General features: G+C 39.0%; 11 protein-coding genes. 4 read left to right on the forward strand and 7 right to left on the reverse strand.

From position 1 onward, the window contains the following. Positions 1-54 precede the first annotated feature (54 nt). Positions 55-1,341 carry an FAD-binding oxidoreductase gene (locus H6F39_RS06880; protein WP_190396439.1) on the reverse strand — a complete coding sequence of 429 codons (1,287 nt, stop codon included), beginning with the start codon at positions 1,339-1,341 and terminating at the stop codon, positions 55-57. A gap of 412 nt (positions 1,342-1,753) precedes the next feature. Between H6F39_RS06880 and H6F39_RS06885 the strand changes: the two genes are divergently transcribed. Then, complete coding sequence (locus H6F39_RS06885; RefSeq protein WP_199290881.1) at positions 1,754-3,670, forward strand: lectin-like protein; 1,917 nt, start codon at positions 1,754-1,756, stop codon at positions 3,668-3,670. A 93-nt stretch (positions 3,671-3,763) separates the two neighbouring features. Here H6F39_RS06885 and H6F39_RS06890 read toward each other — a convergent pair whose 3' ends face one another. The 4 genes from H6F39_RS06890 to H6F39_RS06905 all read right to left on the reverse strand — a co-directional run bounded on the left by H6F39_RS06890 (position 3,764) and on the right by H6F39_RS06905 (position 6,974). Then, positions 3,764-4,552, reverse strand: a complete 789-nt coding sequence (locus tag H6F39_RS06890) for a Uma2 family endonuclease (RefSeq protein WP_168359398.1) — start codon at positions 4,550-4,552, stop codon at positions 3,764-3,766. Positions 4,553-4,631: 79 nt separating this feature from the next. Then, positions 4,632-5,126: a DUF3368 domain-containing protein gene (locus tag H6F39_RS06895; RefSeq protein ID WP_190396440.1), complete on the reverse strand. Its 495-nt coding sequence runs from the start codon at positions 5,124-5,126 to the stop codon at positions 4,632-4,634. Beyond that, a complete protein-coding gene (locus H6F39_RS06900; RefSeq protein ID WP_137908791.1) occupies positions 5,127-5,411 on the reverse strand; it encodes a UPF0175 family protein in 285 nt (94 codons plus the stop codon). Between the two features lie 204 nt (positions 5,412-5,615). Then, entirely contained in the window at positions 5,616-6,974 is a 1,359-nt protein-coding gene (locus H6F39_RS06905) for an NAD(P)/FAD-dependent oxidoreductase (RefSeq protein WP_190396441.1), read from the reverse strand. Positions 6,975-7,239: 265 nt separating this feature from the next. Between H6F39_RS06905 and ilvC the strand changes: the two genes are divergently transcribed. The 3 genes from ilvC (at position 7,240) to H6F39_RS06920 (ending at position 10,118) form a co-directional block, all read left to right on the forward strand. Further along, positions 7,240-8,235 carry a ketol-acid reductoisomerase gene (gene ilvC, locus H6F39_RS06910; RefSeq protein WP_137908793.1) on the forward strand — a complete coding sequence of 332 codons (996 nt, stop codon included), beginning with the start codon at positions 7,240-7,242 and terminating at the stop codon, positions 8,233-8,235. 132 nt (positions 8,236-8,367) lie between these two features. Beyond that, entirely contained in the window at positions 8,368-9,516 is a 1,149-nt protein-coding gene (locus tag H6F39_RS06915) for an AAA family ATPase (protein ID WP_190396442.1), read from the forward strand. After that, positions 9,516-10,118 (forward strand): DUF4276 family protein, encoded by a 603-nt coding sequence (locus tag H6F39_RS06920; protein WP_190372460.1) that lies wholly within the window; start codon positions 9,516-9,518, stop codon positions 10,116-10,118. The genes H6F39_RS06915 and H6F39_RS06920 overlap by 1 nt, the downstream gene beginning before the upstream one ends. Positions 10,119-10,230: 112 nt before the next feature. On the opposite strand, the gene H6F39_RS06925 is transcribed toward H6F39_RS06920, so the two are convergent. Together H6F39_RS06925 and H6F39_RS06930 are read right to left on the reverse strand one after the other, a co-directional pair. Further along, the gene (locus H6F39_RS06925; RefSeq protein WP_137908796.1) at positions 10,231-11,622 is read right to left on the reverse strand and encodes an amidase; all 1,392 of its coding nucleotides are present in this window, start codon (positions 11,620-11,622) and stop codon (positions 10,231-10,233) included. 54 nt (positions 11,623-11,676) lie between these two features. Beyond that, the gene (locus tag H6F39_RS06930; protein WP_190372462.1) at positions 11,677-13,047 is read right to left on the reverse strand and encodes an ATP-binding protein; all 1,371 of its coding nucleotides are present in this window, start codon (positions 13,045-13,047) and stop codon (positions 11,677-11,679) included. Positions 13,048-13,066: the final 19 nt, after the last annotated feature.

Genomic DNA, 13,066 nt, shown 5'->3' on the forward strand with positions numbered 1-13,066 from the left:
TCCCCTCTTAACCTCTGTTACCTCTGTGCCTCTGCGGTTCGTGATCCTGAAATCTTAAATCCCACCCACAAAGCGACCGGGACTTAAAATCAAATTACCATCAAATTGTTGTTTAATACCTAGCATTACCTCCAAGCCATTACCATTATAACCCCAAACATCAAACCTTTCCTTTAACTCAACAGGTGCGGATAAAATAGTTAAAAAACCAGAATTGGCTTGACATAAATTCCGCACAGGTAAAATCTGGTCTTGATTTTCCAGACGCACCAAACCCAAACCACTGCTAACATGAATTAAACCAATATTTATTTGATTGATAATCTCCACCGCAGCAGTTGGTAACACTCCTATTTTACAAGTAATTGTAGATTCTGTGAGATAATCATATATTTTGTTTGGTAATTGTTGCCATAAATTAGACTCCTCAACTCCTTGATAAATCACCCCTTCTAAACCTAACTTTTCACCAATTGCTAAAAGTCGTTTCGATTGTTCTTCGACACTTTCATGAATACTTTGAAACCGGGTAATTAAACCTATTCCCGTTCCCAAAGCTAAACTAGTCACCAACTTACTTGATAATAAATCAACTTGAGTTGGTGTTAATTCTGAATTTTGTAAAATTCTCACTGCTGAAGATATGGCTTCAGGTTTACCAGTTAATAGCACCGTTCCCGAAGTTTCAGGGATGGGATAAACTCGCAAAGTGACTTGAGTGATAATACCTAAAGTACCGTAAGCACCAGTAAATAACTTCATTAAATCATAACCCGCCACATTCTTGACAACTCGTCCCCCAGCCTTAGCGATTTCTCCATCAGCGCGGATAAAAGTTATACCTAAAAGTTGGTCACGCACACCACCATAACGTTGACGCAGAGAACCTGTATCAGCAGTAGCAACAATACCACCAATGGTAGCTGATTCTGGGAAGGCTGGATCTAAGGCTAAAGTTTGTCCAGATTTTCCTAAAATTTCCTGAATTTCGGCAAATTTCATTCCTGCTTCCACGGTAACAGTTAAATCACCTACAGCGTGTTCTATGAGTTGGTTAATACGTTCGGTACTAACAATAATATCAATATTTTTAGCTAAACCACCCCAATTAATTTTACTACCGCTACCACAGGCGAGAACACGCCATTGATGGCGGTTGGCGGTGGTGATAACTGCGGCTAATTCCGCCTGGCTATGGGGATAAACGACGCAAATGGGATAACTTTTAGAGTCTATACTCTGTTGTAGATTCTGCTTTTGGGTGGGGGCGAGATTTTCCCAGGAGATAACAGCATTTTCAGTGCTGAGAATAGAAGTTAGGGTAGATACTATGGTATTCATCAGTTTACTTTTTATGTCCTTATTATCAATTTGACCGAAAAAAATCGGATACAAACCCCGGCCACTTCGGCAACTGTCACAGTCAGCTTGCTAAACTGCTCAGTGCATCCCATTACACAACCACATTGGCAACTGTGTGTCCTGGTAGATAGGGTTTTTTTGTGGGTTTGGCATCCTTGTCTGTCCGAATACTATATACTACTTGAGTATACTATAACTCGGTGTAAGTTCAGTATAAACTCGGTACAAAACTCAGTCATTGGTATGATATCATGGGCGTGCAATCTTTAGGCATATCCGAAAAAAAATGTACAATCCAGAATCCTTGCAGAGGGAATTTCTCTATCAAGATTTTGGAAAATACATATTTGAATTTGGTCAATGTCTATCTATAATATACAGGATCATCCTCATGCCCGATTATAACGGCAGTACCTATCGCCTCACCTCAACCCGCTCTACATGGGAACAAGCTCAAGCTGAAGCCCTAAATGCAGGCGGAAATCTTGTGACTATTAACTCACAAGCAGAGCAAGATTGGTTAGTCAGTACCTTTGGTGGTACTGAACAACTATGGATTGGCTTGACAGATAAAGTAACAGAAGGCCAGTTCCAGTGGGCAAGTAATGAAACATATACTTACACTAACTGGTTTCCCGGTACAACAGGTATTCCCACTCAACCAGATAATGGCGGACCAGAACCGGGTGAAGATTATGTGGTGATGAATTTCGGTGCTGCTGGTCAATGGAATGATTACCCCAATAATAGTAACTTTACTTTCCGAGGCATCATTGAAATCAGACAATCCGTCACTCCGACTCTGATCAATGGTACTAATAGTAATAACATTCTCAATGGTACTAATGGTAATGACACCATCAATGGATTGTTGGGCAATGACACCCTCAATGGATTGTTGGGCAATGACAGCCTCAATGGTGGTGGAGGCAATGACAGCCTCAATGGTGGTGCGGGTAGTGACACTCTTGATGGTGGTGCTGGTACAGATATCTTGGTTGGTGGTGCAGGCGATGATATCTATGTTGTAGATAGCACCACTGACACCATTAGAGAAAATCCCGACGAAGGCATAGATACCGTTCGATCTGGTGTTACTTACACTATTGCTGCTAACGTGGAAAACCTGACACTGACAGGAGCAACAGCGATTAGCGGTACAGGTAATGCGCTTGATAACTTCCTCACTGGTAACAGTGCTAATAACACCCTTAATGGTGGTCTAGGTAATGACACCCTCAATGGTGGTGCGGGTAGAGATACCTTGGTTGGTGGTTTAGGCGATGATATTTACGTTGTAGATAGCACAACTGACACTATTACCGAACTTGCCAACGGAGGTATAGATACCATTGAATCTAGTGCCACCTTCACTATTGCGATTGCCGCCCTAGCCCAGATCGAAAACCTGACACTGACAGGAACAGCAGCAGCGAACGGTACAGGTAACACTCGTGATAACGTTATCACTGGTAACGGTGCTAATAACACCCTTAATGGTGGTGCAGGTAATGACACTCTTGATGGTGGTCTAGGTAATGACACCCTCAATGGTGGTATTGGTAATGATACTTATATTTTCACCATCGATGACATTGGACTGGGTAGGGACACCATTACAGATGGATCTGGAGTAGATACCATTAGCTTTGCTGGTACGTCTGCTAATATCCGTCTGAATCTGGGTACCAGCTTTGGTCAAACCGTTGATGCTAATACAAACACAAAAGTTGTATTAAACGCAGACACGATTGAAAACGCAATCGGTGGTGATGGTAATGACCGCCTCATTGGCAATAGTCTGGACAACACCTTAGAAGGTGGTCTAGGTAATGACATCCTCAATGGAAGTACTGGTAATGACTTCTTGTTTGGTGGAGATGGTGATGACTCCTTGAGTGGTGGAGATGATGATGACTCCCTCACGGGTGGTCTGGGTAGTAACAATTTGTTTGGTGGCGCTGGTATTGACCAGTTCGTATTCAGTGGAGATAATCCTTTTAATACAACTGATAATGGAGTAGACATCATTGCTGACTTCTCCACGGGAGTTGACCAGTTAGTTCTGAGTAAAACCGTATTTGATTTTCTAACCAGTGATGTCGGTACAGGATTGAGCGATCTGTCAGACTTTGACTATGTTGAAGATGATGAATTCGCAGGAGATAGCGAGGCCAGGATTGTTTATAGTCTAACCAGCGGTAGTCTCTTCTATAACCAAGATGGTGCTACAGCAGGTTTTGGTACTGGTGGTGAGTTTGCAGTTGTAGATCCTTTGACTGCTAACGATTTTGTGATTATTGCTTAATCTGGAGTTATAATCCACTTTCTACTCCCCAAGTGTCCCCCGTTCCCAGTCTAGGACTGGGAACGAGAAGAACGAGAAGATGTGAGATTTTGTTTATTCTAAATCAGGTTCAACACCAAGCGCACGCAGTTGGGCAATTAATCTTTGGGTTTTTTGCCTTTCTTGTTCTAACTTTTGTGTTTCTCGTTCAGCTTTTTGTTTTTCTTGTTCAGCTTTTTGTTTTTCCTCTTCTGTGCTGGTTAACATCCAATTACCGTCTTGATCATACCAACGTAACCAAGGCATTTCCACAGTTTTATAACTTCCTTGCCACACTCCTAAACCTAATTTTATTTCGGGAATCCAAAACCGAAAATCTGATAAGTTTACTTCAGCATAACGAGCGCCTGTTAACTGAAACATTCTAAATTCAGATTTATAACGATCAAAGATAGCGTAATAGGGTACTCTTAAAATTTGTTCGTAAACTTCCCATTTACCAGGAGGTTTTTCTACATCTCTTAATGTTTGCCCTAAGTCTTCTTTTTCTGTTCCTGGTGAGAGTAATTCAACGACAATATAAGGATTAACTGCTTCTTGCCAAACTACATAACTTAACCGCAAATCTTTGTTTTCATACAGATATGGTACACCTAAGACTGCAAACCAATCTGGACGTTTATACCATGAAGGATGACGCAAATCATAATAAAGATTCAGATCACTTCCTGTAAATATTTGGTCGCTAGGATAATTTGGTGGACGGAATGTTTCTGCTAATAATTGTGGTTGGAATAAATGAAATTGATCTGGTAAACCAGGTTCCTCCGGGTCTTCGCTAGGAAGATCATACATTGTCGGTAATGTTTCTTTAGGGGAAAGTGGCGGATCTGTTTGATACATTCTTAACAATCCTAAAGATAGAATTTCTATTTCTATTATGTCGCAAGATGATTCGGTTTAGAAATGCAATATTTGCATATTATTCCCCGTCTTTTTCCTGTGCTAAAGTCAAAACCTGCACATAAAGCCGATCTGAAATTCTCATTCCCTGTTCTTGCATTTCATCTAAAACATCCTTAACACTATCCAACAAACCCCGACGCTTCGCTAACAGCAAAATCCCCACAGTCCCAATTAGAGGTAACTTTTGAGCCATAGCAACCTTCCTGGCAGCCCTTTCATCAATTAATAACCCAGAAGCACTAATTTCTTCTGCTAAAGCAATAGCTTCTGACTCTCCTAAATCTAACTTAAACGATTGTTGTAACTCCCTAACCAACTGCTGATTATCTACCGTTACAACCTCCAACCAAGACAAATTCTGAACAAGTTTTGCGGCTGGATGCTCACCTACTTGCAATTCATCAAATACACCTTGGGGAATCACAACTTTACCAAAAAGTTTTGGCAACAAATTAAGATGATTCACTTTTGCTAACTCGCTAATTGGCGTAGTATCAGAAACAATAATCATTTAATAAATCTGCTGATTTAAAATTAACTCTGCCTGTTCGACTTCTTGACGTAATTCCTCCAAATTTTGAGAATCATCAAAAAGAGAAATACCCCATTTTTTCATCATTTCTATTACCTCTAAACGAGAAACACCAAGAATTTTACCAGCCCTGCCACTACTAATTTCTCCTACCTCTAATAATGTCATTACATAACCTTCTTTAGCTTTTTGTAAAGCTTTTTCCTGAACCTCAGCCGAAAGCTGAATACTTTCTAATTGCTCATCTAAAATTGTTAAAGCCATTACCAAAATCTCCTAATTCTACACTGTTATTTTAATCTTTAAACCACTTACCCTAACAATATTTCTTTAGGGGAAAGTGGCGGATCTGTTTGATACATTCTTAACAATCCTAAAGATAGATTTTCTATTTCTATAATGATGGAATATTAGGAGGCAGAGCCTCTAGAGGGCATTCCCAGCCGGAGACTGGGAACGAGTGAGCAACTACACATTTAACGGCTTTTTGGTGACAATTGGCGTGTGACTCTGATTATTTACAATTGGGATAGGTGCAATGGCTTCTTTACCTGTAATTAATCTGGCACTACGATTACGGGTAAAATAATTCCATAACCATTGAATCATGACTACTAACTTGTTGTCAAATTCTATGAGGAAGTAGATATGAATGAATAACCACACGAACCACGCAAAGAAACCTCGGAGTTGAATAAATCCTAAATCAACAACTGCGGCGTGTTGACCAATCATTGCTAAACTACCTCTATCTACATATTTAAACTGGCGTAATGTTTCACCTTGGAGGCGTTTTTGAATCAGTTTAGCTACATATTCCCCTTCCTGCATGGCCACTGGTGCAACTCCCGGTAAGGGTTTATCATTTTGATGGGAGAAGTTGGCTAAATCACCAACTACAAAGATGTTAGAATATCCCTGAATACTCAAATCCGGTTCTACTATAACACGACCAGCGCGATCGCTTTCCACTCCAGTCCTATCCGTTAACACCTTACCCATAGGTGAAGCTTTTACACCAGCAGCCCACAATACGGTTTTAGCTGCAATTTCTTTGACTTCATCACCTTGTTTGATTGTAACAATATCATTTTCAATATGTGTTACTAAGGTTTTGGTTTGCACATCTACACCCAAAGCCTTTAATGATACTTCTGCTGTCTGAGATAATTCAGGTGCGAAGGGAGGAAGAACACGATCTAAACCCTCTAATAATAAAACTCTGGTTTCTGATGTGTCAATGTTGCGAAAATCTTCTTTGAGGGTTTTAGTGGCTAATTCTGCAATTGCTCCTGCTAATTCTACTCCAGTTGGACCACCGCCGACAATTACAAAAGTTAATAAAGCTTGGCGTTTAATGGGGTCGCTTTCGTTTTCAGCCGCTTCAAAAGCCATAAAAATCCGCCGACGCATTTCAATAGCGTCCTCAACAGTCTTTAAACCAGGTGCAAATTCTTCCCAGTTATCCTTACCAAAATAGGAATGCTTTGCCCCTGTGGCGACAATTAGGGTATCATAGTGGACAGATTCCCCTTTGACTATCACATTCTGAGCTTTGGGGTCAATATCATGAACTTCACCCAACAATACCTTTGTATTTTTGCTTTTGCTGAGGACAGAACGCAAAGGAGAGGAGATATCTGCTGGGGATAAAGAACCCGTAGCGACTTGGTACAGCAGTGGTTGAAAGAGGTGAAAGTTGCGTTTATCAATGAGGGTGATTTGTACATTGGCCTTGGCTAAAGATTTAGCAGCATATAAGCCACCAAAACCACCGCCAATAATCACGACTTGATGGACTGGTTTTTTGTCAGACAGATCAACCATAACAGATATTTCCTTCGATAACAGGTGTTGTAACTATTCTTAACAAATTTGTATCAAAATTGTCATAATTATTTCTGTTTATCTTGAACTTCTGAAAAAAAAAGTAAAAGTAGGGGATTTGTGAGGAGGTAAGGACGCAAGGACTACACCCAGTCAGGAGTCAAGGGGAAGAAAGAAATTCCTGTCTGTTAAGAGTTCCCCAATTTGCGATAGAATCAAAATTCTGCCAATTTCACAACAACCTTTGCGGACAGGAGATGCTTCTATGGCGCGTATGTATTATGATGAAGATGCTAATTTAGATCTTTTAGCGGGTAAGACTGTTGCTATTATTGGTTATGGTTCTCAAGGTCATGCTCACGCGCTCAATCTAAAAGATAGCGGTGTTAATGTGATTGTGGGATTATATCCCGGTAGTAAGTCCACAGCGAAAGCCGAAGCTGCCGGCTTGACTGTAAAAAATGTGGCTGACGCAGCTAAAGCTGCTGATTTCATCATGATTTTATTACCTGATGAAGTCCAAAAAACAATTTATAAAACCGAAATTGAACCAAATTTAGAGGCTGGAAACGTTTTAGCTTTTGCACACGGCTTTAATATCCATTTTGCACAGGTTATCCCCCCCGCTGATGTTGATGTCGTCATGGTTGCACCTAAAGGACCCGGACATTTAGTCCGTCGTACTTACGAACAAGGACAAGGTGTACCTGCATTATTCGCAGTTTATCAAGACGCAACCGGTAAAGCACGCGATCGCGCTATGGCCTATGCTAGAGGTATTGGTGGTACACGGGCGGGTATTTTAGAAACCACTTTCCGGGAAGAAACCGAAACGGATTTATTTGGGGAACAAGCGGTATTATGTGGTGGTTTGAGTGCTTTAATTAAAGCCGGTTTTGAAACCCTGGTAGAAGCAGGATATCAACCAGAACTAGCTTATTTTGAATGTCTACATGAGGTCAAATTAATTGTTGATTTGGTCGTAGAAGGTGGTTTAGCAACAATGCGTGATAGTATTTCTAATACCGCCGAATATGGTGATTATACTCGTGGTCCCCGTGTTGTCACCTCTCAAACTAAAGCGGAAATGAAGAAAATCCTCAGCGAAATTCAATCTGGACAATTTGCGCGGGAATTTGTCTTAGAAAACCAAGCGGGTAAACCTGGTTTTACTGCTATGCGTCGTCAAGAAGCTGAACATCCTATTGAAGCAGTCGGTAAGGATTTACGCGCTATGTTTAGTTGGTTGAAGAAAGCTTAATTTCGGATAATTGTCAAAGAGGTGATTGGTAATCATCAATTACCTCTTAATCTCTATTTAGGGATTGCTACCTGGAAAATAGCTATGATAAAATAAAAAGATAGGTCTGCTGCAATCTTATCTTTATTCATAATGTTTATTTCTCATATAATACTCAAGAATTGGCGTAATTTTCTGTCAGTTGATGTTGGATTAGGAGACAGAGTTTTTATAATTGGTCCTAACGCCTGTGGTAAATCTAATTTTCTGGATGTATTTCGCTTTTTACGTGACATTGCCAAACCTGGAGGTGGTTTACAAACAGCGGTAAAAGAGCGTGGAGGAGTATCTAAAATTCGTTGTTTGTCAGCGCGGCAAAATCCCAAAATTGAAATTGAAGTACACCTGTCTGATTATTCTAGTCATCAACCTATATGGAAATATGCTATTGGCATAACACAACAAACTAGAGGTTATCGTCAACCTATTTTAGCCTACGAGCGTGTATGGAAGGGAAATGAAATAATAGTTGATAGACCAGATATAGACGATGAAAAAGATGAATTACAACGAACACAGACCCACTTGGAGCAAATTAGTGCTAATGGTAATTTTCGAGAAATTGCTAAGTTTTTTGAATCAGTTCTCTATCTACACCTTGTACCGCAGTTACTTCGTTATCCAGAGGTGTTTTCTGGACCGGGAATTTCAGAAGATCCTTTTGGCAGAAGTTTTCTAGAACGCATTACCAAAACTCGTGAAAAGATTCGCAAATCTCGACTAACAAAGATTGAAAATGCTTTGCGTTCTGCTGTTCCCCAATTGAAACATCTTACTGATATAAAAGATGAAATGGGTGTTCCTCATTTAGAAGCAGTATATGAGCATTGGCGACCTCAAGCCGGCAAACAAAGAGAAGATCAATTTTCAGATGGAACATTACGTCTAATTGGCTTGCTGTGGTCATTACTAGAAAGTGATTCACTGCTGCTTCTTGAAGAACCAGAGTTATCTTTAAATGCAGCAATAGTTAAAAAATTACCTTCTTTAATGTATCGAATTCAACGTCAGAAAAAAAGACAAATAATACTCACTACACATAGCGCGGATCTACTCGAAGACGAGGGAATTGGGGGTGAAGAAATATTACTTTTAACACCGAGCTTAGAAGGGACTAAAGTTACTACAGCATCTTCAATTGATAATGTACGTGATCTGCTAGAAGGCGGTTTAAGCATAGCTGAAGCCGTATTGCCATTAACTAAACCATCTGAGATTAATCAATTGGAGATTCATTTATAGTGGATTTAATACCTATTAATTTAGCTGTTGAAGACCCACTGAGTGAAGCTGTATTGCGGACAATTTTACACCAGTCAAATCGCCGTTATATAGTGGGTAATTGTTATTCTAAACATGGTTTCGGCTATCTTAAGAAAAATATCAAAGGATTTAATAATGCTGCTCAAGGAACACCTTATATAGTTTTAACAGACCTTGACAGAGCAGAGTGTCCACAGGAACTAATTCAGGAATGGCTACCATATACGAAACATCCTAATCTTTTGTTTCGTATTGCTGTTAGGGAAGTAGAAGCATGGCTTTTAGCTGATAGTGACAGCTTTGCCAAATTCTTAGGAGTTTCACAAACATTGATTCCTCAAAATGTAGACGAAATTAGTGATCCAAAACAAACATTGATTAATATTGCCAGAAAATCTAGAAACCGTGAATTACATGAGGCTATAGTTCCACGGTCTAATAGCACAGCAAAGGTAGGTAGAGACTATAATGGACAGTTAATTTACTTTGTTAATAACTACTGGCAAATGGAAGTAGCTAAGTTATGTTCCCCAAGCTTACAAAGGGCTATCAATGCTATATCTAAATTTGAGCCAATATGAAGGAAAGGGGCAGGATTTTCATCCTACCATTGAAAAATTTTCTGAAGATATATTTTAATTCTCATCCTGTCAGTTCTCAAATCCTGTAAATCCTGATTTTGACGATTTTGACTTAAAGTGCTGGCCGATGTTGAATCCAAGGGTTGGCCGCTTCTAATTGGGCTGCTAGACTAATTAAAGTAGACTCGGCCGCAGGTTTACCAATTAATTGTACACTTATGGGTAAACCGTTATTATCGAAACCCATCGGCAAGGCGATCGCAGGTAATCCGGTAGCATTTGCAACAGGACAAGGGGCAACCCAATGGACAATTTTAGCAAATGTCTCTTCTGGACTCAAATCTGCCCATTCTCCCACGCGAATCGGAGAATGGAGATAAACTGGTAATACTAATACATCTATGGTATTAAAAAACGCGACAATCTGCCGGGAGACAATCTGCATTTGGGCTAGTGCTTGCAGATATTCACCTACAGAACCATTTTTTGCTAATAACCAGCGGTTTAATGGTTGCAAGGCTGCTGAGGGAATTCCTGCAACTGCTACTCCTGCTTGCCAAACTACTTTAAATGGTTCAATTAAGCGACTAAAATCTGGGTATTGTTCCGTAATTTGATGTCCAAATTGTTCTAATAACTGGACTGTTTTTAATACTCCCTGTTGACAATTTATGTCAGCTTCTCCGAAAGGCATGATCTTGGTACTAAAAGCAATTTTCAGAGGATTTAATTTAACCTCAGTTGCATTCAGAAAGGATGGCTGTGGATCTGATAACCAATAGGGATCACCTGTGACATATCCAGATATAACATCTAACATCGCCGCTGCGTCAGCTACGGTACGGGCAATGGGTCCATCCACAGCAATACCACCTAAGTTTTCACCTACAGGGGCTTTAGTAACTCTACCTTTAGCGGGTTTAATTCCAACTACGCCACAACAAGCCGCAGGACCACGAATCGAACCACCACCATCTGAACCTTGAGCGATCGCACTTAATCCCGCTGCTACCGATGCTGCGGCACCACCACTAGAACCACCAGGAGTATATGCCAAATTCCAAGGGTTTCTAGCTGGAGGAAATCCCGTAGGTTCACTGTAAGGAAAAGAACCTAATTCAGAAGTAGCGGTTTTGCCAAGAATAATAAACCCAGCTTGTTTAATTTTGGTAACTACACCATCATCGTCATTAGCGATATTATTTAACAGGGCTGAATTGCCATAAGTACAAGTCACATTTGCAACTGCATTTAAGTCTTTAATAGAAATTGGTACACCAAAAAATGGGGGTAATTCTGAAGTTGTTGTGAGTAATTCTGTTTTAATTTTAGCATCAGCAACGGCTAAATCTGCCGTAACTGTGAAATAACTTCCCAATTGGGGGTTTAAGCGTTCAATGCGTTCTAAATATACTTCTACCAACTCTAGGGGTGAAACTTCCCGCAGTCGAATTAATTGCGCTAACTCTAAAGCTGGGGTAAAAGCTAAATCATTATTATCCATAGATATAAATTTGCTAATTTATTGTTACTTTAGCAGAATTTTTGATAATTATCCCTATCCTATATTGGGATGGGGAATTTTAATCGTAAAAATTGTCCCAATTCCTACTTGACTCTCTAAATTAATTTCTCCCTGATGACATTCTACGCATTTTTTGACTACAGATAATCCTAAACCACTTCCCACGATATTATCAACATTTTGACAACGATAAAAAGGCTCATATATTTTCTGTTGTTCTGTCAGGGAAATTCCTATACCTTTGTCTATTACTTGAAAGATGATAAATTTGGGTTCTGATTTTAAAATCAAGGATATTTGACTACCAATATCTGAATATTTAATAGCATTTAATAGTAAATTTGTGAGCATAGAATATAGGAGTTTTTCATCTAAATATCCCCGAAAAATTCCGCTTTCGTTAATAAATATAATTTTATGGGTTACTGGATTAAAAACTTGTATATCTTCAACCAAATTTAAACAAAAATCTTCTATATTGATTAATTGAGTTTTACAATCCAACTTACCTGCTTCTGCTCTTGTTAAAGTTAATATATCAGTTAACATATGATTCATTAATTTAGCCGAGTATTGAATACGAGAGAGATTTTTAAATTGTATTTCATTGATAACATCCTTAAGAGATTCTCTTAATAATTGAGCAGAAAGTAAAATCACACTCAAAGGTGTGCGAAATTCGTGAGATACCATAGAAAATATCTGAACTTTCATTTCTCCAATTTTCTTTTCTTGAAATAGAGAAGATTCTAAAGATTTAATTTTATCACGCTTTACCCATTGACGCTCAAGCATAATACATAAACCAGAAATGACTACAATAATTAAAATTGTCGCCAAAATTTCTATGACTATTCTTGAATGAATAATATATTCAGATTCTTGGAGAGAGTTTTGTAAATAATCTTGTTCTTCCGCTTTAATGTCAGAAATTAGTGGTAGAATTTGTTCCCTGATTTTGACACTGCGCTCTGTGATCTCAGTTTGAGATTGTATGGCATTTTTATCTTTTTGATAAAGTTGTATAGATTGTTCTAAAAGGGCTAATCTTTGATTTACCAAAGCGTTAAAAATTGTAAATCTTTCTTGTTGACTCCTGCTAAAATGTATCTGCTTCTGTAGCAATTTTAGTCCATGATGTATATTTATCAACGCATTTTCATACCGTTCTAAATCCTGTTTACTTCCCATAAAAATATACCCCCGTCGCGCTGATTCTGCAACCGTCATTGCTGCATAAAAATTTGTTAACGTATTCAGAGTTTTGTAAGTATGATTCACTCTATTAGCACTTTGTTTAATTTCAGATGTATTCTTAAATGAAGCAAATACAACTAAACTCATTAGTAAAAGGGTGAAAGTAAACCCTACAGCAATCCATTTTCCTTGTAAAGACCATTTCATAAAATACTAATTTATAATC

Source organism: Dolichospermum sp. FACHB-1250, assembly GCF_014696335.1.
Lineage (GTDB): Bacteria > Cyanobacteriota > Cyanobacteriia > Cyanobacteriales > Nostocaceae > Dolichospermum > Dolichospermum planctonicum.